This is a genomic window from Streptomyces sp. AC555_RSS877, from assembly GCF_019049245.1.
GTDB lineage: Bacteria > Actinomycetota > Actinomycetes > Streptomycetales > Streptomycetaceae > Streptomyces.
Map to the genome: position 1 here is coordinate 256,241 of NZ_JAGMUK010000030.1, position 19,853 is coordinate 276,093.

20 protein-coding genes are annotated in these 19,853 nt (G+C 72.6%); 11 read left to right on the forward strand and 9 right to left on the reverse strand.

The features are described from left to right. The first annotated feature begins 81 nt into the window (after window positions 1-81). Entirely contained in the window at window positions 82-1,737 is a 1,656-nt protein-coding gene (locus KUM49_RS14865) for a ubiquinol-cytochrome c reductase cytochrome b subunit (protein WP_217237295.1), read from the forward strand. Here the strand turns inward: KUM49_RS14865 and KUM49_RS14870 are convergent. Together KUM49_RS14870 and KUM49_RS14875 are read right to left on the reverse strand one after the other, a co-directional pair. After that, window positions 1,712-2,695 carry an acyl-CoA dehydrogenase family protein gene (locus tag KUM49_RS14870; RefSeq protein ID WP_217237296.1) on the reverse strand — a complete coding sequence of 328 codons (984 nt, stop codon included), beginning with the start codon at window positions 2,693-2,695 and terminating at the stop codon, window positions 1,712-1,714. The genes KUM49_RS14865 and KUM49_RS14870 overlap by 26 nt on opposite strands. Continuing rightward, window positions 2,695-3,834, reverse strand: coding sequence for an acyl-CoA dehydrogenase family protein (locus KUM49_RS14875; protein WP_217237297.1), 1,140 nt, complete (start codon window positions 3,832-3,834; stop codon window positions 2,695-2,697). The genes KUM49_RS14870 and KUM49_RS14875 overlap by 1 nt, the downstream gene beginning before the upstream one ends. Before the next feature lie 47 nt (window positions 3,835-3,881). On the opposite strand from KUM49_RS14875, the gene KUM49_RS14880 reads away from it, so the two are divergent. The 3 genes from KUM49_RS14880 to KUM49_RS14890 are packed head-to-tail and all read left to right on the forward strand — an operon-like array spanning window position 3,882 to window position 6,499. Continuing rightward, window positions 3,882-4,664, forward strand: coding sequence for an SDR family oxidoreductase (locus tag KUM49_RS14880; protein ID WP_217237298.1), 783 nt, complete (start codon window positions 3,882-3,884; stop codon window positions 4,662-4,664). Between the two features lie 15 nt (window positions 4,665-4,679). Beyond that, window positions 4,680-5,318 carry a TetR/AcrR family transcriptional regulator gene (locus KUM49_RS14885; protein WP_374200153.1) on the forward strand — a complete coding sequence of 213 codons (639 nt, stop codon included), beginning with the start codon at window positions 4,680-4,682 and terminating at the stop codon, window positions 5,316-5,318. Window positions 5,319-5,341: 23 nt separating this feature from the next. Then, window positions 5,342-6,499: an acetyl-CoA C-acetyltransferase gene (locus KUM49_RS14890; RefSeq protein ID WP_217237300.1), complete on the forward strand. Its 1,158-nt coding sequence runs from the start codon at window positions 5,342-5,344 to the stop codon at window positions 6,497-6,499. A gap of 168 nt (window positions 6,500-6,667) precedes the next feature. On the opposite strand, the gene KUM49_RS14895 is transcribed toward KUM49_RS14890, so the two are convergent. Genes KUM49_RS14895 through KUM49_RS14910 form a run of 4 tightly spaced genes read right to left on the reverse strand, consistent with a single transcriptional unit; the run spans window position 6,668 to window position 10,060 of the window. Beyond that, window positions 6,668-7,717, reverse strand: coding sequence for a nitronate monooxygenase family protein (locus KUM49_RS14895; protein ID WP_217237301.1), 1,050 nt, complete (start codon window positions 7,715-7,717; stop codon window positions 6,668-6,670). Next, on the reverse strand, window positions 7,717-8,460 hold the full coding sequence (locus tag KUM49_RS14900) for a CoA-transferase subunit beta (protein ID WP_217237302.1): 744 nt from the start codon (window positions 8,458-8,460) through the stop codon (window positions 7,717-7,719). The genes KUM49_RS14895 and KUM49_RS14900 overlap by 1 nt, the downstream gene beginning before the upstream one ends. Further along, on the reverse strand, window positions 8,457-9,302 hold the full coding sequence (locus KUM49_RS14905) for a CoA transferase subunit A (protein WP_217237303.1): 846 nt from the start codon (window positions 9,300-9,302) through the stop codon (window positions 8,457-8,459). The genes KUM49_RS14900 and KUM49_RS14905 overlap by 4 nt, the downstream gene beginning before the upstream one ends. After that, window positions 9,299-10,060, reverse strand: coding sequence for an enoyl-CoA hydratase family protein (locus KUM49_RS14910; RefSeq protein ID WP_217237304.1), 762 nt, complete (start codon window positions 10,058-10,060; stop codon window positions 9,299-9,301). The genes KUM49_RS14905 and KUM49_RS14910 overlap by 4 nt, the downstream gene beginning before the upstream one ends. Before the next feature lie 54 nt (window positions 10,061-10,114). Here KUM49_RS14910 and KUM49_RS14915 point away from each other — a divergent pair, with 54 nt between their 5' ends. Both KUM49_RS14915 and KUM49_RS14920 read left to right on the forward strand, forming a co-directional pair. Beyond that, the gene (locus KUM49_RS14915) at window positions 10,115-10,855 is read left to right on the forward strand and encodes an SDR family oxidoreductase (RefSeq protein WP_217237305.1); all 741 of its coding nucleotides are present in this window, start codon (window positions 10,115-10,117) and stop codon (window positions 10,853-10,855) included. 1 nt (window position 10,856) lies between these two features. After that, on the forward strand, window positions 10,857-11,768 hold the full coding sequence (locus KUM49_RS14920) for an SDR family oxidoreductase (protein WP_217237306.1): 912 nt from the start codon (window positions 10,857-10,859) through the stop codon (window positions 11,766-11,768). 33 nt (window positions 11,769-11,801) lie between these two features. On the opposite strand, the gene KUM49_RS14925 is transcribed toward KUM49_RS14920, so the two are convergent. Beyond that, on the reverse strand, window positions 11,802-12,506 hold the full coding sequence (locus tag KUM49_RS14925) for a response regulator transcription factor (protein ID WP_217237324.1): 705 nt from the start codon (window positions 12,504-12,506) through the stop codon (window positions 11,802-11,804). Further along, the gene (locus KUM49_RS14930) at window positions 12,491-13,798 is read right to left on the reverse strand and encodes a sensor histidine kinase (protein WP_217237307.1); all 1,308 of its coding nucleotides are present in this window, start codon (window positions 13,796-13,798) and stop codon (window positions 12,491-12,493) included. Before KUM49_RS14930 ends, KUM49_RS14925 begins: the two co-directional genes overlap by 16 nt. A gap of 223 nt (window positions 13,799-14,021) precedes the next feature. Between KUM49_RS14930 and KUM49_RS14935 the strand changes: the two genes are divergently transcribed. Beyond that, window positions 14,022-14,750: an ABC transporter ATP-binding protein gene (locus KUM49_RS14935; RefSeq protein ID WP_217237308.1), complete on the forward strand. Its 729-nt coding sequence runs from the start codon at window positions 14,022-14,024 to the stop codon at window positions 14,748-14,750. After that, window positions 14,747-17,128 (forward strand): ABC transporter permease, encoded by a 2,382-nt coding sequence (locus tag KUM49_RS14940; protein ID WP_217237309.1) that lies wholly within the window; start codon window positions 14,747-14,749, stop codon window positions 17,126-17,128. Before KUM49_RS14935 ends, KUM49_RS14940 begins: the two co-directional genes overlap by 4 nt. 251 nt (window positions 17,129-17,379) lie before the next feature. On the opposite strand, the gene KUM49_RS14945 is transcribed toward KUM49_RS14940, so the two are convergent. Next, window positions 17,380-18,261: a hypothetical protein gene (locus KUM49_RS14945; RefSeq protein WP_217237310.1), complete on the reverse strand. Its 882-nt coding sequence runs from the start codon at window positions 18,259-18,261 to the stop codon at window positions 17,380-17,382. Window positions 18,262-18,357: 96 nt separating this feature from the next. Between KUM49_RS14945 and KUM49_RS14950 the strand changes: the two genes are divergently transcribed. The 3 genes from KUM49_RS14950 to KUM49_RS14960 all read left to right on the forward strand — a co-directional run. Further along, a complete protein-coding gene (locus KUM49_RS14950; RefSeq protein ID WP_308406624.1) occupies window positions 18,358-18,804 on the forward strand; it encodes a GNAT family N-acetyltransferase in 447 nt (148 codons plus the stop codon). 395 nt (window positions 18,805-19,199) lie between these two features. Beyond that, a complete protein-coding gene (locus KUM49_RS48285) occupies window positions 19,200-19,484 on the forward strand; it encodes a helix-turn-helix domain-containing protein (RefSeq protein ID WP_254401275.1) in 285 nt (94 codons plus the stop codon). Window positions 19,485-19,518: 34 nt separating this feature from the next. Further along, window positions 19,519-19,853, forward strand: a 335-nt coding sequence (locus KUM49_RS14960) for a chorismate mutase (protein WP_217237311.1), incomplete at its 3' end; no start/stop codon positions are given.

The window sequence follows — 19,853 nt, forward strand, 5'->3', positions numbered from 1 at the left end:
CTCACTCGTCCGCTCGCACCGTTGGCCCAGGGATGACCGTCGTGTCAATCTGGATGGGATCCGACGGGGAGGCGACGACGTATGGACGGCGTACCACCGGTGGACGAGACGAGGGGCTTTGCCCGCTCCCGCAGGGAGCCCCCCGCCAAGGGCGAGAAGCTCGCCGACTGGGCGGACGGGCGGCTCGGGCTCTACGCGCTGGCCAAGGCCAACATGCGCAAGGTCTTTCCGGACCACTGGTCGTTCATGCTGGGCGAGGTCTGCCTCTACAGCTTCCTCGTCCTGATCCTCACCGGTGTCTACCTCACCCTGTTCTTCGATCCGAGTACCAGCGAGGTCGTCTACAACGGCTCCTACGAACCGCTCAACGGCGTCCTGATGACCCGGGCCTACGAGTCCACGCTCGACATCAGCTTCGACGTGCGCGGCGGGCTGCTCATCCGGCAGATCCACCACTGGGCCGCGCTGGTCTTCGTCACCGGCATGATGGTGCACATGATGCGGGTGTTCTTCACCGGCGCCTTCCGCAAGCCCCGCGAGCTCAACTGGGTGTTCGGCTGGACCCTGCTGTTCCTCGGCATCCTCACCGGCCTGACCGGCTACTCGCTCCCCGACGACCTGCTGTCCGGCACCGGGCTGCGCTTCGCACACGGTGCGATCCTGTCCGTGCCGGTCGTGGGAACGTACCTGGCGTTCTTCCTCTTCGGCGGGGAGTTCCCCGGGGAGGACTTCATCGCGCGGCTGTACCCGGTCCACATCCTGCTGCTGCCCGGGATCATGCTCGGCCTGGTGGTCGCCCATCTGATCCTGGTCTTCTACCACAAGCACACGCAGTACCCGGGGCCCGGCCGCGACAACAAGTCCGTCGTCGGCATGCCCTTCCTGCCGGTCTACATGGCGAAGGCGGGCGGCTTCTTCTTCCTGGTCTTCGGCATGCTGGCGATCCTGGGCGGCCTCGCGCAGATCAACCCCGTATGGGCTTTCGGGCCGTACCGCCCGGACCTGGTGACCACCGGCGCCCAGCCCGACTGGTACCTGGGCTTCTCCGAGGGGCTGATCCGGGTGATGCCGGGATGGGAGATCAACTTCTGGGGTCACACCCTGGAGCTGGGCGTCTTCATCCCCTTCTCCCTCTTCCCGCTGATCATGATCGCCATCGGCGTGTATCCGTTCATCGAGGCGTGGATCACCGGCGACAAACGCGAGCACCACATCCTGGACCGGCCGCGCAACGCACCCGTGCGCACCGGTCTCGGCGTCGCCTGGCTGAGTCTGTACGCGGTGCTGCTGATCGGCGGCGGCAACGACATCGTGGCCACCCATCTGCATCTGTCCATCAACGCGATCACCTGGTTCGTGCGCGTCGCCGTCTTCGTGGTGCCGGTCCTCGCCTTCATGGTGACGAAACGGATCTGTCTCGGACTCCAGCGCCGCGACCGGGACAAGGTGCTGCACGGCAGGGAGTCCGGCACCGTCAAACGGCTCCCGCACGGCGAGTTCGTCGAGGTCCACGAACCCCTCTCGCAGGCACAGCTGTACACGCTCACCCAGCACGAGCAGGAGCCGCCGTACGAGATCGGGCCGCTCGTCGACGCGGGCGGTGTACGGCGGCGGGTCAAGGCCTCCCAGCGGATGCGGGCGCGGCTGGCCAGGGCGATGTTCGGGCCCGACAAGCGGATCGCGAAACCCACGGTCGAGGAGTACCGGGAGCTCACGAGCGGCGATCACCACCACTGAGGAGCACGGTTGCCCGGCACTCGTCGGGGCTGCCCCAGGCGGTGCGCAGCGCACGGGCCTTGGTGAGCCAGAGAGACAGGTCGTACTCCGCCGTGTAGCCGATCGCGCCGTGCAGTTGGAGGGCCGTGCGAGCGGTGGTGTACGCCGCCTCGCAGGCCGTGACCTTGGCTGCGGCGACGTCCTGCTCGGTCATCGTCAGGGCGGCGCCGAAGAGCAGCGGGCGCGCGAACTCAAGACCGGTCTTCGCGTCCGCCAGCTGGTGCTTGACGGCCTGGAACGAGCCGACGGGGACACCGAACTGGACGCGCTGCCTGACGTACGCGACGGTCCTGTCGAGGAGGGCGAGGCCGACGCCGAGGGCCTGGGCGGCGGTGGCGAGGCGGGCCCAGATGAGAGCCAGGGCGGTCGCCGTGGTGACCTGCGGGCCGGTGGCGAGGAGTTCTCCTCCGGGCGGTGCGGGAAAGAGCCGACGGGCGGGGTCGAGGGAGGGCCGCGGGGCACCGGGCGCAGGGGCCAGGCGCAGCTCGCCCGCCCCCGACACCGCCAGCCGAACGTCGGCCATGTCTGCGTCCAGCGCGTACGGCCCCACGGCCAGGGTCGCCGTCGACTCGCCCGAGGCCAGGGCGGGCAGCAGGCGCTTGGCCGGACCCGTGTCGTCCAGGGCGGTGAGGAGCGCGGCTGCCGCCACCGTCTCCACCAAGGGGCCCGGCACCGCGTGCCGCCCCAACTCCACGAAGGCGACGGCGAGTTCCACGGGACGGGGGCCCAGCCCGTCGTACACCTCCGGTACCGCCAGCGCGAACACGCCCGCCTCCGCGATGCGGCGCCACAGCGCACGGCCGCTCATGTGCTCGCCCCGGCTCCGGTCCCGTACCACCGAAGGGGTGTCCGCGGCTGTCAGCATCGCGTCCAGCGCGTCGGCGAACGCGCGCTGGTCGCTGTCCAGCAGGAAGCGCATCAGCGGCGTCCTTTCGGCAGGCCCAGCAGGCGTTCGGCGATGATGTCGCGCTGGATCTCGTTGGTGCCCGCGTAGATGGGGCCGGCGAGGGAGAAGACGTAGCCCTCGGACCAGTCGGTGTCGGCCGGCTCGCCCTCCGGACCGAGGAGATCGAGGGCCGTCTCGTGCAGGGCGATGTCGTACTCGGACCAGAAGACCTTGTTCAGGCTGGACTCGGGGCCGATCGACTCGCCGTCGAGAAACCGGGAGGCGGCGGCGTAGGTGAAGAGCTGGTAGGCGCGGGCACCGATGAGGGCGTCGGCCACGCGATGGCCGGCGTCCGGCGGGCGGCCCTGTGCCTGCCAGAGCTCGCAGAGCCGGGCGGCGCTCGCGAGGAAGCGGCCTGGGGAGCGCAGGGTCAGCCCGCGTTCGTTGCCGGCTGTCGACATGGCGACCCGCCAGCCCTGCCCGGGCTCGCCGATCACGTCCCCGTCGGGCACGAACACCTCGTCCAGGAAGAGCTCCGCGAAGGCCGGCTTTCCGTCCAGGCGCCCGATCGGGCGGACCGTGACTCCCGGGGCGCGCAGGTCGAACATCAGGTAGGTGAGGCCCTGGTGGGGCCTGGGGGTGTCGGGCTCGCTGCGGAACAGGCCGAACGCGCGGTCCGCGAAGGCCGCACGCGAGGACCAGGTCTTCTGCCCGCTCAGCAGCCAGCCGCCGTCCGTACGGACCGCCCTCGAGCGCAGGGACGCCAGGTCCGACCCCGCCTCCGGCTCCGACCATGCCTGCGCCCAGACCACCTCGCCCGAGGCCATGGGCGGGAGCACGCGCGCGCGTTGCTCCTCGGTGCCGTGGTCGAAGAGGGTCGGGGCGAGGAGGTTGACGCCGTTCTGGCCGACCCTTCCCGGTGCGCCCGCCGCGTAGTACTCCTCCTCGAAGAGCAGCCACCGGATCAGGCCCGCGTCCCGGCCGCCGTACGCCGTCGGCCAGTTCGCCACCGACCAGCGGTCGGCGGCGAGTTCGGCCTCCCACGCGCGGTGCGCCGCGAAGCCCTCCTCGGTCTCCAGGGAGGGGAGGGGATCGGACGGCACGTGCGCGTGCAGCCAGGCCCGGGCCTCGGCGCGGAACGCCTCGTCGGCGGGGGAGTGGGCCAGGTCCACGGTCACCCTCCTTCCCTAACAAGTGTTTGGTAGGTTAGCGTGCTGTCATGACGAACGTCGAGGCTCCCGCGTACGTTCCCGGGCACGGGCTGCTCGGCGGGCGCGCGGCCGTCATCACCGCGGCAGCCGGCGCGGGGATCGGCGGGGCCACCGCGCGCCGCTTCCTGGAGGAGGGAGCGCGCGTGCTGATCAGCGACGCGCACGCGCGGCGACTGAAGGAGCACGAGGCCGAGCTGAGCCGGGACTTCCCCGGGGCGGTGGCGGCCCTCCCGTGTGATGTCACCGACGAGGCACAGGTGCGGGCCCTGTTCGACGCCGCCGTGCGGGAACACGGACGGCTGGACGTCGTCGTCAACAACGCGGGTCTCGGCGGCACTTCGCATCTCGTCGACATGACCGACGAGCAGTGGTCGACCGTGCTGGACGTGACGTTGAACGGCACGTTCCGGTGCATGAGGGCAGCCCTTCGCCTGATGAGAGGCACCGGCGGCGTGATCGTCAACAACGCCTCCGTCGTCGGCTGGCGCGCCCAGGCCGGGCAGGCGCACTACGCCGCCGCGAAGGCGGGCGTGATGGCGCTGACCCGGTGCGCGGCGATGGAGGCGGCCGAGTACGGGGTGCGGGTCAACGCCGTGTCGCCGAGCCTTGCCATGCATCCGCATCTGGTGAAGGTGACCTCGGCGGAACTGCTGGAGGAGCTGACCTCGCGCGAGGCCTTCGGGCGGTACGCCGAGCCGTGGGAGGTGGCCAACGTCATCGTGTTCCTGGCGTCGGGCTACTCCTCGTACCTGACGGGCGAGGTCGTCTCCGTCAGCAGCCAGCACGCCTAGGACGAGAATGGATCCGTGCCTCCTACGAAGAAAAGCCCCCAGGTGACCGCCACAGAGCCGCCCGCGGCCGCCTCCGCTCGCGACCGCCGTCGCGAACTCCTCGGCACCGCCGCCGAGGTCTTCGCCGAGCAGGGCTACAACGCCACCACCGTCCGCAAGATCGCGGACCACGCGGGCATGCTCGCGGGCAGCCTCTACTACCACTTCGACTCCAAGGAATCGATGCTGGAGGAGATCCTGCGGACCTTCCTCGACGAGCTGTGGGACGGCTACGACACCGTCCTCGGCGGTGAGCTCGGGCCGCGCGAGACCCTCGAAGCTCTGGTCACCGAGTCGTTCCGGGAGATCGACCGGCACCGCGCCGCCGTCGCGATCTACCAGAAGGAGAGCAGGCAACTCGTCGCGCAGGAGCGGTTCGCGTTCCTCGCCGAGTCGCAGCGCAGGTTCGAGAAGGCGTGGCTGTCCACGCTGGAACGCGGGGTCGCCGCCGAGGTGTTCCGGGCCGACCTCGACGTCCGGCTCACCTACCGGTTCGTGCGCGACACGGTGTGGGTCGCCGCGTCCTGGTACCGGCCCGGCGGACAGCACAGCCCGGAGGAGATCGCCCGGCAGTACCTGTCGATGGTGCTGGACGGGATCGCCGTACGCGAATAGCCCCCATCTGTGAGGGAGTTGCCATGGCCGAGGCCTACATCGTCGAAGCGGTCCGTACGCCCGTCGGGCGGCGCGGGGGAGGACTGAGCGCGGTCCACCCGGCCGACCTCGGCGCGCACGTGCTCAAGGAGCTGGTCGCGCGGGCCGGGGTCGACCCGGCCGCCGTCGAGGACGTCGTCTTCGGCTGCCTCGACGCCGTGGGACCGCAGGCCGGGGACATCGCACGGACCTGCTGGCTGGCCGCCGGCCTGCCCGAGGAGGTGCCGGGCGTCACGGTGGACCGGCAGTGCGGCTCCTCCCAGCAGGCCGTGCACTTCGCCGCGCAGGCCGTCCTGTCCGGCACGCAGGACCTGGTCGTCGCCGGCGGTGTGCAGAACATGTCGCAGATCCCGATCGCCTTCGCGACCCGGCAGGCCGCCGAGCCCCTGGGCTTCACCGAGGGCCCCTTCGCGGGCAGCGAGGGGTGGCGGGCACGGTACGGGGACCGGGCGGTGAACCAGTTCGCCGGCGCCGAGATGATCGCCGCCAAGTGGGGGATCAGCAGGCAGGACCAGGAGGAGTTCGCGCTGCGGTCGCACCGGCGGGCCCTGCGGGCCATCGACGAGGGGCGCTTCGAGCGGGAGATCGTGGCGTACGCCCAGACCGCCGTCGACGAGGGCCCGCGCCGGGACACCTCCCTGGAGAAGATGGCCGCGCTGAAGCCCGTCATCGACGGCGGCACGGTCACCGCGGCCTGCTCCTCGCAGGTCTCCGACGGGGCGGCCGCCATGCTGCTCGCGTCGGAGCGGGCGGTGCACGAGCACGGGCTGCGTCCCCGCGCACGCGTGCACCATCTCTCCGTGCGCGGCGAGGACCCCATCCGGATGCTGACCGCGCCCATACCGGCCACCGCGCACGCCCTGAAGAAGACCGGCCTGTCCCTCGACGACATCGACCTCGTCGAGATCAACGAGGCCTTCGCCCCGGTCGTCCTGGCCTGGCTGAAGGAGACCGGCGCCGACCCCGACAGGGTCAACGTCAACGGCGGCGCGATCGCCCTCGGCCATCCGCTGGGCGCGACGGGCGTCAAGCTCATGACGACCCTGCTGCACGAACTGGAGCGCACAGGCGGCCGGTTCGGCCTGCAGACGATGTGCGAGGGCGGCGGCCAGGCGAATGTCACGATCATCGAGCGGCTATGAGGCGAGCGGCGAGGGCGGCGGTCGGGGCCTGCGTGACGCCCACCGAGCGGCCGTGACGCTCACGGGGACGCGCTCAGCCGCTCTCGCACCTCCTCCGCCTCCTTCATGAGGCGAGCGGCGAGGGCGGCGGTCGGGGCCTGCGTGACGCCCACCGAGCGGCCGTGACGCTCACGGGGACGCGCTCAGCCGCTCTCGCACCTCCTCCGCCTCCTTCATGATCCGCTCCACCAGCTCCGCGCACGACGGCAGGTCGTCGATCACCCCGGCGACCTGCCCCGCGGCCATGACCCCGAGATCCGTACGGCCGTCCACCATCGCCGCCCTCAGCAGCATCGGCGTGTTGGCGGCGAGCAGGACCTGGCTCCACGTCAGGTCCTTGCCGTGTTTCATCGCGAGCCCGTCGCGGACCAGCTGCCGCCAGGTAAGCCCCGACAGCTCGCGGAAGCCCGCCGCTCTTCGCACGGCCTGGAGCAGGGCCCTCGTGCGGCCGGCGTGCTCCAGGGCCTCGACCAGTTCCGTGCGGAGCATGCGGTGCGGAAGGCCGTCGACCGCCCGGGTCACCGCCACGTCCCGGACCGTCGCCGCCAGATACCGGGCCTTCACCGCGTCCGGCACCGTCGAGTCCGAGGTGAGCAGGAACCGCGTGCCCATGGCGACGCCCGCCGCGCCGTAGGCCAGCGCCGCGACCAGGCCCCGCCCGTCGTGGAAGCCGCCCGCCGCCACGACCGGTATCCGCACGGCGTCCACCACCTGCGGCAACAGCACGGTCGTCGCCACCTCGCCGGTGTGCCCGCCGCCCTCCCCGCCCTGCACGATCACCGCGTCCGCGCCCCATGCGGCGACCTTCTCGGCATGCCGCCGGGCGCCCACGGAGGGGATGACCACGACGCCCGCCGCCTTGAGCTCGGCGATCAGCTCGGGCGAGGGCGCGAGGGCGAAGGAGGCGACCCGCACGCCCTCGTCGATGAGGATCCGCACCCGGTCGCCCGCGTCCTGCGCGTCCGCGCGCAGATTCACCCCGAACGGCTGGTCCGTACGGGACTTGACCTCCCGTACGGCGTCCCGCAGCCGGTCGAGGGTCATCGTCGCGGAGGCCAGGATGCCGAGCGCGCCCGCGTCGGCCGACGCGGAGACCAGACGGGGGCCCGACACCCAGCCCATGCCGGTCTGCACGAGCGGATGCCGGACGCCGACCAGCCGGGTGAGCGCGGTCTCCATCAGCCGGCCTCCCGGTCCGGCACCTCACGGGTGCGGGCGCTCTCCGGATCGATCACCTCGCGGATCAGCTCCAGCTCGTGGGGCGTCGGTTCACGGGTGTACGGCACCTCGTCCGGCACGGTCAGTTCGAAGCCGGTGGCCTCCCTGACCTGGTCCACGGTGACGCCCGGGTGCAGCGAGGCCAGCCGCATCGAGTGGTCGGGGGTGGCGAAGTCGAAGACGCCGAGGTCGGAGACGACCCGGGGGATGCGGTGGAAGCGGGCCGTTTCCGGATGCTCGGCGGCACGGTCGTACCCCACCCCGCACACCATGTCGACGCGCCCGACGAAGACCCGCCGGGAGTGCCGGGGGATCCAGTAACTGGTCGGGTTGTTCAGGGTGTTCACCGGTGCTCCCCGCACACCGAGCAGCTGCCGCTTCGGCCTCGCCCAGTCGCCGATGCAGGAGATGTTCTGGTTGCCGTACCGGTCGATCTGGCTCGCGCCCATCATCACGTGGCGCCGGCCGCCGGTGACCAGAGTGAGGTGCTGGCGGTAGGGCAGCCAGCCCTCGACGGTGCCGTCCGGGCCGACGAGCAGGGCCTCGCCGTCGGTCAGCAGCAGGTCCGGTGCGAAGGTGCGGCGGGCCAGGCGGGCGCCGACGGACGGGATCACACCCATGGGGCTCGCCAGGATCTCGCCCGCGTCCCGCCAGGCCTCGGCGCAGGCGATCACGCAGTACTCGGCGCGGCTGACGGCGCTCATGTCCCCTCCCTGACTTCCCTGACCGCCCTCTGGTAGGCCTGCTCGTCCCCGTCGAGGAACCGCGCCGAGAACTCCGCCCACGGCGTGCCGGCGTACCGCTTCTGGAACGCCTCGTCCCGGCCGTAGTCGGGGGCGCAGGACGTGAAGTGGGCGCCGTTCGGCGCCTCGACGACCCCCGTGACCGTGTGGCGTTTGATCAGCAGGGTCTGCGGGGCGGCCTCCTTGGTCAGCTCGGCCGTGTCCACGATCCGCTCGCAGGACAGGTACGCGGTGTCGGCCGCCTCGCAGAACAGGTCGTCGAAGTACGGGTCCGGGCCGAGGTACTGGCCGTTGCCCAGCCGGTCCGCGCGGTTCATGTGCACGAAGGCCGCGTCCAGGCGCAGCGCGGGCATCGCCACGAACGTCTCGGAGTCCTCGTACGGCGACGTGACCGTCCGCAGACCGGGGCCGGCCCGCATCACGTCCGAGCCGATGCCCGCCCGCACCGGCAGGAACGGCAGGCGGTTGGCGGCCGCGTGCAGCCCCCACATGAACATCGCCTCGTCGACCTCCATCAGTTCGAAGCCGCCACGCTCGCGTGCCGCCCGGTAGTGCGGTTCCAGGGGGATCGAGTCGAGGGTCACGAAGGCGGTGACGAGCTTGCGGATCCGGCCGACGGCGGCGAGCAGGCCGACGTCCGGGCCGCCGTACGAGACGACGGTGAGGTCGCTGATCCGGGTGCGGAGCAGGGCTCGTACCAGTGCCATCGGCTTGCGGCGCGAGCCCCAGCCGCCGATGCCGAGCGTCATCCCGCTCTCCAGGCGGCCGACGGCCTCCTGGGCCGACATGGTCTTGTCACTCACTGGGTGGCCTCCTTGCCGAAGGAGTCGCGGACCCGGTCGGCGACCCCGTCGAGGTTGGCTTCGAAGGTGAAGCCCTGCTCGAAGCGGTAGCTGCGGTGTACGTCGACGGGGTCGATGCCGTTGATGGCGGCCTTGGCCAGCCGGATGAGCCGGCCGTCCTTGGCGGCGATCTCGCGGGCCAGGCCGAGGGCGGCTTCGCGCAGTTCCGCGCGCGGGACGACCCGCCACACCGAGCCGTGCGCGTGCAGCTCGGCCGCGGTCGCGGTGCGCGAGGTGTAGTACAGGGCGCGCATCAGGTGCTGCGGGACCAGGCGGGACAGATGGGTGGCCGCGCCGAGCGCACCGCGGTCCAGCTCGGGCAGGCCGAAGGCCGCGTCCTCGCTCGCCACGATCGCGTCCGCGTTGCCCACCAGGCCGATCCCGCCGCCCAGACAGAAGCCCTGCACGGCCGCGACGACGGGCACCTCGCACTCGTACACCGCCGCGAAGGCATCGAAGCAGCCGCGGTTCGCGCCGACCAGCGCCTGCTGCCCCCGCGCCTGAATCTCCTTGATGTCCACGCCCGCGTTGAACCCCCGCCCCTCGGCGGCCAGCACCACACACCGGACCCCGGTGTCCCGGCCGGCCGCGCGCACGGCGTCGGCCAGCGCGAACCAGCCGTGCACCGGCAGGGCGTTCACCGGCGGGAAGTCGACCGTGACGACGGCGATGCCGTCTTCTCCGGGCCCCTTTTCCGGGGACGAGGTGGAGACACCCATGGGCGCATCAGCTACCTTTCCACCAAACGTTTGTTAGGTGGAGGGTAGCGGTGAATGGAGCTGAACGGGAAGGTCGCGGTCGTCACCGGCGGTACCCGCGGCGTCGGCGCCGGGATCGCGAGGGCCTTGGTGGAGGCGGGTGCAAAGGTCGTGGTCTGTGCGCGCCGGCCGCCAGAAGTCCCGCTGCCGAAGACCGAGTTCGTGCCGCTGGACGTACGGGACAGTGAGTGCGTACGGCGGTTCTTCGCCGAGCTGCCCCGCCTGGACGTCCTGGTCAACAACGCGGGCGGCGCCCCGTACCGTCCGCTCGCGCGGGCCGAGGCCGAACGGCACCTCCGCGTCCTGGAGTTGAATCTCCTCGCACCGCTGACCGTGTCCCTCGCCGCGTACGACCACCTCAAGCGGGCCCAGGGCTCGATCGTGATGATCGGCAGTGTCAGCGGCAGCCGACCCTCACCCGGTACGGCGGCGTACGGAGCGGCCAAGGCCGGCCTGGAACACCTGGCCCGCTCGATGGCCGCCGAATGGGCGCCGGAGGTCCGCGTCAACACCCTCGTCGTCGGCATGGTCCGCACCGAGCTGTCCCACCTCCACTACGGCGGCCCCAACGGCATCGCCGCGGTCGCCCGCACGGTCCCCCTCGGGCGGCTGGCCGAGCCGTCCGACGTCGGCGCCGCCACGGTCTTCCTCGCCTCGGACGCCGCCGCGTACATCAGCGGGGCCTCGCTGCTCGTCCACGGTGGCGGGGAGCGGCCCGCTTTCCTCGATGCCTCGACCGCCGACAAGGAGACCTGAGATGAGTGCACCGCCGCTGTGCGAGGGACGCGTCGTGATCGTCACAGGGGCAGGCCGCGGGCTCGGCCGCGCGCACGCCCTCGCGTACGCCGCCGAGGGCGCCCGGGTCGTCGTCAACGACCTCGGCGTCGGCCTGGACGGCACACCGGGCCCCGACAGCCCGGCCCGACGGGTCGCCGACGAGATCCGGGCGGCCGGCGGCGACGCGGTGGCCCACGGCGGCGACATCGCCACGACCGAGGGCGCCGCGTCGCTCGTACGCACCGCCCTGGAGACGTACGGCCGCCTCGACACCCTCGTCAACAACGCCGGTTTCCTGCGCGACCGCATGCTGGTCAACCTCGACGAGGACGACTGGGACGCGGTCGTCCGCGTCCATCTGAAGGGCCACTTCCTGCCGCTCAGGCACGCGGCGGCGCACTGGCGCGCGGAGGCGAAGGCGGGGCGGACGCCGGCGGCACGGGTCGTCAACACCAGTAGCGGGGCGGGCCTGTCGGGTTCGGTCGGGCAGGGGAACTACAGCGCCGCGAAGGCCGGGATCGTCGGGCTGACGCTGGTCGCGGCGGCGGAGCTGGGGCGCTACGGCGTGCAGGTCAACGCGATCGCCCCGGCCGCCCGGACCCGGATGACCGAGGAGACCTTCGCGCGGACGATGGCCGCGCCCACGGACGGCTTCGACGCGATGGCCCCCGAGAACGTGTCGCCGCTGGTGGTGTGGCTCGGCTCGAGCGCGAGCGCGGGCGTCACCGGGCGGGTCTTCGAGGCCGAGGGCGGCCGGATCACCGTCATGGAGGGCTGGCGACCGGGCCCGAGCACCGACGGGGGGGCGCGGTGGTCGCCGGCGGAGGCGGGGGACGCGACGCGGAAGCTGCTGGCGGATGCGGAGGTTCCGAGGGCCGTGTACGGGGCGTGACAGGCGGCCGACGCACGGGGCCGGGCAAGATCGTCAGCCGCCCCCCGCCGGATCCCCCGGCGCGACCAGCCCCGTCTCGTACGCGAGGACCACCGCCTGGACGCGGTCGCGGAGGTCCAGTTTCGACAGGATGCGGCCGATGTGGGTCTTGACCGTGGTGGGGCTGAGGAACAGCCGGCCCGCGAGTTCGGCGTTGCTCAGGCCCGTCGCGAGGAGCCGCAGCACCTCCAGTTCGCGGGGGGTGAGGCCGGACAGGTCGCGGGGGAGGGCGGCCGGCCGGGCCTCCTCGCGGTGGGCGAAGCGCTCGATCAGGCGACGCGTGATGGCCGGCGCGAGCAGGGCGTCGCCGGACTGCACGAGGCGTACGGCGGCCACCAGGTGTTCGGGGGTGACGTCCTTGAGCAGGAAGCCGCTGGCCCCGGCGGTGAGCGCGGCGTAGACGTAGTGGTCGAGGTCATAGGTGGTCAGGATGATGACGCGCGGGCCGTCCGGGTCACTGTCGGCGAGGATCCTTCGGGTGGCCTCGATGCCGTCCATGCGGGGCATCCGGACGTCCATGAGGACCACGTCGGGCCGGGTGCGCCGGACCGCGGCGACCGCCTCCGCCCCGTCGGCCGCCTCGGCCGTCACCTCGATGCCGTCCGCGGCCAGGATCATCCCGAAGCCGGTCCGTACGAGGGCCTGGTCGTCGGCGATGACCGCGCGCAGCGCCGGCGGCCGGTTCACGCCGCCCGCCAGGGGATACGGGCCCTGATCCGGTAGCCGCCGGCGAGGGTGGGACCCGCCGTCAGCTCACCGCCGTAGACCGCGAGGCGTTCGCGCAGCCCGATCAGACCGCGGCCGTTGCCGTTGCCGTCCGCGGGCGAGGAGTCGCGGACGGCACCGGTGTCGGTGACCTCGATCTCCAGACAGTCGCCCGTGTAGCCGATCGTCACGCCGGCGTCGGCGCCGGGCGCGTGCTTGATCGTGTTGGTCAGCGCCTCCTGCACCACGCGGTACGCCGTCAGATCCGCCCCGGCCGGCAGCGGCTCGGGCGGCAGCGACACGGCGACGCCCACCGGGGTCCCGGCGGCCCGCACCCTTTCGATCAGCGCGTCGAGCTGTCCGAGGCCCGGCTGCGGCTCCAGACCGTCGGCGGGACTGTCGGCGCCGCCGAGGTCCGGGGCCGCCAACAGGCCCATCACATGGCGCAGTTCGGCCATCGCGGCCCGGCCTCCGGCCTCCACCGCCAGCAAGGCCTCCTTCGACCGCTCCGGTGCCGCGTCCATCACCTTGCGGGCCGCCCCCGCCTGGATGACCATCACGCTCACATTGTGGGTCACGACGTCGTGCAACTCGGCGGCGATCCGACCCCGTTCCTCCTCGACCGCCCGGCGCATGTCCTCCTCCTGCGCCCGCTGCAACTCCGCGAACCGGTCCCGGCCGGCCGCCAGGCGCCGCTGCCAGAACCGGACCGTCCCCGCCACCACCCCGGCGGCCAGCAGCACCACCACGGGACTCGACCACCCCGGCAGGATCGGATCCGTCTGCCGGAACGCCAGGCCGGCCGGCACGGCGGCGACGACCAGACAGGCCGGCGCCAGTGTCCGGTACCGACTGTGCTTCACCGCGCTGTAGGCGCCGATGACACAGGTCAGCACGGTGATCCAGGTGGCACGGTCCCCGATGCCCAGCGCCGCGGCCAGCACCACCGCGAACGCGCCCAGCGGATACCGGCGCCGGGCCGCGAGCGGCAGCGCCGACAGCAGCACCAGGGGCCAGGGCGGCCCCGAGATCGCGTCCTCCACGATCAGCGCACCCGGCGCCGGAGGCCGGGGCGGGACGGGCACCCCGTACGCGTCCCTCGGCACGACGAACGCCGGCCCGTCACCGGGATACCGCGCCGCCACCACCAGCGCCACCACGGTCAGGACGACCGCCAGCACCACATCGGCGCTCATCGCCCGCCGTGACAGCGGCCCGCCCTTCGCCTCCGGCCGCAGCACGTCCCGCAGTTGCCGACGCCACCCGAGCCGCTCCTCCGTCTCCATCGGCTCATTGTGTGGCCGACGCGCCCCGGCCGCGTCCGCCTGGACGACCAGACCGGCCAACAGGCCGCCCGGCAGGCGTACTTCGCAGGGATGACCCCGCGGCCGGGTCCTCCGCGGGGAGGGCCGCAAGTCGGTGCCGCGGCCGACGCGCCCGACCAGGCCCCGCCCCTAGGTTCACCGGGACCCGACCGGGCACGAGCGACCGTAAGGACGGACGACTCCCATGACCTCCCTGGCCCCGACGACTCCCCTGGCCCAAACGACTCACGCGATCGAACTGGCGGGCGTGGCCAAGCGCTACGACAGCGCCCCAGCGCCCGCCCTCGGACCGCTCGACCTCGCCGTCGCGCAGGGCGAGGCCCTTGCCATCACAGGCCCCTCCGGCAGCGGCAAGTCCACGCTGCTGAACCTCGTCGCCGGCCTCGACCGGCCCACCGAGGGCACGGTGACCGTCGCCGGGCAGCGCATCGACCGGCTGAGCGAGCACGCACTGGCCCGGTTCCGCCGTGAACGGATCGGCATGGTCTTCCAGTTCTTCAACCTGCTCGACGACCTCACCGTCGCCGACAACATCCAGCTCCCCGCCCAGCTGACCGGCACCGCGCGCCGCCGGACAGCGGCCCGCGCCGGCGAGCTCATGGAGGTGCTCGGCATCCAGAAGCACGCCCGCGCCTACCCGGGACGGCTCTCCGGCGGCGAACGCCAGCGGGTCGCCGTCGCCCGCGCCCTGGTCAACCGGCCCGCTCTGCTGCTCGCCGACGAGCCGACCGGAGCCCTCGACACCGCCTCCGGGCAGGACGTACGGGAGCTGCTGGTCGATCTGCACCGCGGCGGGCAGACCATCGTGCTGGTCACCCACGACCTCGCGCTGGCCCAGGCCTGCGCGAGCCGCACGATCCACCTGGTGGACGGTCATCTCGCCCTCGACACCACGGTGGAGGCCGTCCGATGAGCGGCTTCGGTGGCGGGGCGCTCGCCCGGGTCGTCCGCTCCGGGGTGGGCCGACGGCGGGTGCAGACCGTGGTGATCGCCGTGGCCGTGATGATGGCCGTGGCCTCGGCCGTGGTCGCCGGATCACTGATGGTCGCCGCGGACGCGCCCTTCGACAAAGCCTTCGCCCGGCAGAACGGTGCCCACCTCACCGCGCAGTACGACCCTGCGAGGACGAGCACGGCACAGCTCGACGCCACCGGCCGCCTGGACGGCGTCACGGCGAGCGCGGGACCGTACCCCGTCACGACGATCCGCGCGGTCGACGAACACGGCGGCCACCTGCAACCACCCCTCACCCTGGCCGGACGGTCCGCCCCGCACGCCGACGTGGACGACCTGGACCTGTCCTTGGGCCGCTGGGCGACGCAGCCGGGCGAGATCGTGCTCACCTCTCAGTTCGCCGGCCCCGCCTTCGAACTCGGCACCACACTGCGGACTTCGGACGCCGCCGACGCACCCACCCTGACCGTCGTCGGCATCGCCGTCTCCGCCGCCCGGACCGCGGACGCCTGGGCAACCCCCGCCCAGGTCACGGCACTCGCCTCGAAGGACACCCCGGTCACCAGCCAGATGCTCTACCGCTTCGACTCCGCGGACACCAGCGGCCAGATCACCGCCGCCCGCAAACAGCTCACCGCCGCCGTACCGGAAGGAGCACTCCTCGGCACCCAGTCCTACCTGGACACCAAGCGCGCCGCCGACGCGGGCGCGGCGCCCACCATCCCCTTCCTCATCGCGTTCGGCGTGCTCGGCATCGCGATGTCGCTGATCATCGTCGGCAGTGTGGTCAGCGGCGCGGTCGGCACCAGCCTGCGCAGGATCGGCATCCTCAAGGCCATCGGCTTCACCCCGCGCGAGGTCGTGCGGGCCTACGTCGCCCAGGCACTCATCCCGGCGGGCGCCGGCATCGCCCTGGGAGTCGTCCTCGGAAACCTCCTGGCCGTACCGCTGCTCGACGACACCGGGCAGGTGTACGGCACCCCCTCGCTCACGGTGGCCTGGTGGGTGGACGTCGTCGTACCGGCCGCCGCGCTGCTGGTCGTCGGCATCGCGGCACTGATCCCGGCGCTGCGGGCCGGGCGGCTGCGCACGGTCGAGGCCATCGCGGTCGGCCGCGCCCCCCGCACCGGACGCGGCCAGTGGGCGCACCGGGCGGCGGGCCGGCTGCCGCTGCCCCGCGCGGTCACCTACGGCCTCGCCGCACCCTTCGCCCACCCGGTCCGCACCGCCGCCATGCTGCTCGCGGTGGCCTTCGGCACGGTCGCGGCGACCTTCGCGGTGGGCCTGACCTCGTCCCTGAACGCGGTCGGCGAGGCACAGGATCCCGAGAACCGCGCGGCGGTCACCGTCTTCACCGGCGCCGCCGGACCGACCACCCCCCGCGGACCCGCCCCCGCGGCGGGCACCGGCGAACCCCCGGCCGCCGCCGACCCGGCACGCGTGCGTGCCGCCATCGAGGCGCAGCCCGGCACGGCCTCGTACTACGCCAAGACCCAGGCGGACGTCACCGTCGGCGGGGTCTCCGGCATCGTCCGGGCCAGCCTCTACCAGGGCGACTCCCGCTCCGGCGCCTACGACATGATCTCCGGCCACTGGATCACCGGCCGGGGGCAGGTCGTCGTGCCCTCGGGCTTCCTGGAGAAGACCGGCACCGAGATCGGCGACACCGTACGGGTCACCCACCAGGGACGCGCCCAGACCCTGCGCATCGTCGGCGAGGCCTTCGACACCTCCGACGACAACCTGGAGGTCCACGCGAACCTCGCCGACTTCCCGGCGGCCGAACCCGGCGTGTTCCTCGTCGACGTGGAGCCGGACGTCTCCGCCGCCGCGTACGCCCGGGACCTCGCGGCGACGGTCCGGCCCCTGGGCGCCGACGCCAGCGCCAACTCCCCCTCGGGGCAGGACAACATGGTCCTCATCCTGAACGCGATGGCCGCGCTGCTCACGCTCATGCTGGTCTCCGTCGCCGGACTCGGCGTGCTCAACTCCGTCGTCCTCGACACCCGCGAACGCGTCCACGACCTGGGCGTGTGCAAGGCCCTCGGCATGTCGCCCCGCCAGACCGTGGGCCTCGTCCTCGCCTCGGTGGCCGGGATCGGCGTACTCGGCGGACTGCTCGGCGTACCGGCCGGATTCGCCCTGCACGGCTACGTACTGCCGGTCATGGGGCACGCGGCCGGCACCGACCTGCCACCGTCGGTCCTCGACGTGTACGACACCCCGCGGCTGGTGCTGCTCGGGCTGGCCGGTGTCACCATCGCCCTGCTGGGCGCGCTGCTCCCGGCGGGCTGGGCGGCCAGGACCCGTACGGCGACGGCTCTGCGTACCGAGTAGGAGAACCGTTCCCCGGCGCACCGGCCCGGCTAGGGCCTGTCCGGCGGATCATGCCGCAGACGCGGGGCCTGGCACGCCGATCTGCGGCGTTGTCGTCGGTTGCCGACTCCCCCACTCTCGACCTCGCTCGAGCGGGCGGACCCCCATCGCGTCGACGCCCTCCTCCGCCTCGCAGCTCGACGCACCGGGCCCCGCTCACCTGCGTCGACGAGGCGCCGCGCATTCCTGCGACTTGACCCGCCGGACAGGCCCTAGGTGTCGCACTCCAGCACCGACCTGCACAACGCACACCGTGCCCGCACCCGCCCCCTGACCGGCACCCTGATCCGCTGGTGGCAGGTCGGGCAGGGGAAGGAGACCCGCAGGTGCCCGCCGCTGTCCGGGCTGAAGGTGTAGGGGACGCCCGGCTGGGGGCCGGGCGCGTGCCGCCGGTCGCGGGCGTAGCGGCGGCGCCCCGCCCAGCCGGCGGCCGTGAGCGGGGGCTGCTGCTCGTCCTGGCGGGCCCGGGCCATGCCCTTGACGTACGCCGTGTAGGCCTGCGGGCTGGTGAACCACACCGCCGGGTCCTCACCGAAGACCAGGGCGCGCTTGGCGAGGACGTAACCGAACTCCTCCGGGGTGAGGTAGCCCAGCTTCTGGGAGGACGAGGCGTCCTCCCGGTACGCGTCGAGGAGCAGCCAGCCGGCACCCAGGTAGGCCGTCGCCGTGTCGGTGAGGATCTCGTTGTCCCGGGTGCCGGGGAAGGACAGGTCCAGGCGGTGCAGATAGACGTGCATCACCTCGTGGGCGAGAGCCGCGCCGATGTCCCGGCGATGGGTGCGGAAACGGTCGTTCAGCTCGACGAAGTACTCCGGACCGGCGGTCAGTTCGACGTTCGCCGCATGCGACATCTCCCGGAAACTGACGACCATCCGGGCATCCGGCAGCCGATAGTGCCGCACCAGCTCGCGGGCCACCCGCTGCGCCCCCAGATACAGGTCGTCGGTGTCGCAGAACGCCACGTCGGCGGGGGGCACGCTGGCCCCGAACGTCTGAATGGTGTCGTACGACAGCCGCCTGTACAGCGCGGTGACCGCGGCCCGCACCGTCTCCAGATGCGGATAGCCGTGCTCGACCGGTCCGTCGTTCGCCACGCCCGTACCCCCAAGAGGCCGTGAACCCGGTTCCACTCTACGAGGCCGCGGGCGGAATTTCCCTGGTCGGATCCCGCCCCTGGCATACTCCCGACGGTGAGCACCGAACAAGGATCCGAGACCGCCGTCCTGCTGAGCGTGGGCGGCAAGGACGAAACCCTCGAACAGCGCCTCGACGACGAGCTCACCGCCTTCAACGCCGCAGCGACCGGAGCCGGCACCCCACAGCCGCTCACCGTCCGCCTGGACGACACCGGCGGCGAACTCGCCGGGGGACTCACCGCCTGGATCTGGGGCAGTTGCTGCGCCGTCGACATGCTGTGGGTGCGCGCGGACCAGCGGCACGCCGGCCGGGGGAGCCGGCTCATGCGGGCGGCCGAGGAGGAAGCGGTGCGGCGGGGCTGCACCGAGATGATCGTCTCCTCCTTCACCTTCCAGGCACCGGACTTCTACCGGCGGCTCGGGTTCCGCGAGACGGGCCGCAGCGAAGGCATCCCCGGCGGACACCAGGACGTGCACCTCCACAAGGTCATCGGCTCCTGAGCAGCGGCCCCGGCCCTGCCGACGCCCCCTCGAACCCCACCGCGGATGCACCACACCTGGATGCGGTCCCTCACCCCCGGCCCCGCCCACCACCGGCTCGGCCCCGCCCACCACCGGCTCGGCGCCGCCCACCACCGGCTCGGCGCCGCCCACCACCGGCTCGGCGCCGTCCGCCTCGGCGTCGGCTCGCACCCGACCCCGGCACCGGCTGGGACGAGGGCTTCGTCGCCTTCTCCGGCCCCGCCACCACCACCTACACCGAACTCGGCCACATCGAACCCGGCCGCCCCGTCGTCCCCCTGGCCGACACCACCGGCCCACCCGCCGTCGTCACCCGCATCGCCCGCGACGCGTGCCTGCCCCTGACGGTCGCCGACCACGCCACCCGGTACGGCATGACCACCGCCGAACTGCGCACCGCCGTCCGCCGCGGCGCCGACTGCACCCCCAAGGACCACCTCCTCGGCATCCGCCTCGGCCGCGCCAAGGAACTCCTCGCCGCCACCGAACTGCCCGTCGCCGCCGTCGCCCGCCGCGTCGGACACGACGATCCGCCCTACTTCTCCCGCCTGTTCACCCGCCGCGCCGGCACGGCCCCCGTCCGCTTCCGCGCCCAGCAGAGCCGCACCGTCCCCGGCGGCTGGAGCACCCAGGTCCCGACCCCGACGATCCACCCATGATCGAGCGCCCCCACGCCACGTAGGCTGGTCGGTCATGACCACCCGCAACACCTCCGCCCCGGACGTCGACCCCGCCGTCCGCGAGGAACTCGCCCGGCTGCGCGACAGCATCGACAACATCGACGCGGCCGTCGTCCACATGCTCGCCGAACGCTTCAAATGCACCCAGCAGGTCGGCCACCTCAAGGCCAGACACCAGCTGCCGCCCGCCGACGCGGCCCGCGAGGCCCGGCAGATCGAGCGGCTGCGCACCCTCGCCGAGAACGCCAAACTCGACCCGGCCTTCGCCGAGAAGTTCCTGAACTTCATCATCGCTGAGGTCATTCGACACCATGAACGGATCGCCGACCAGGCTGTGACCAGCAATGG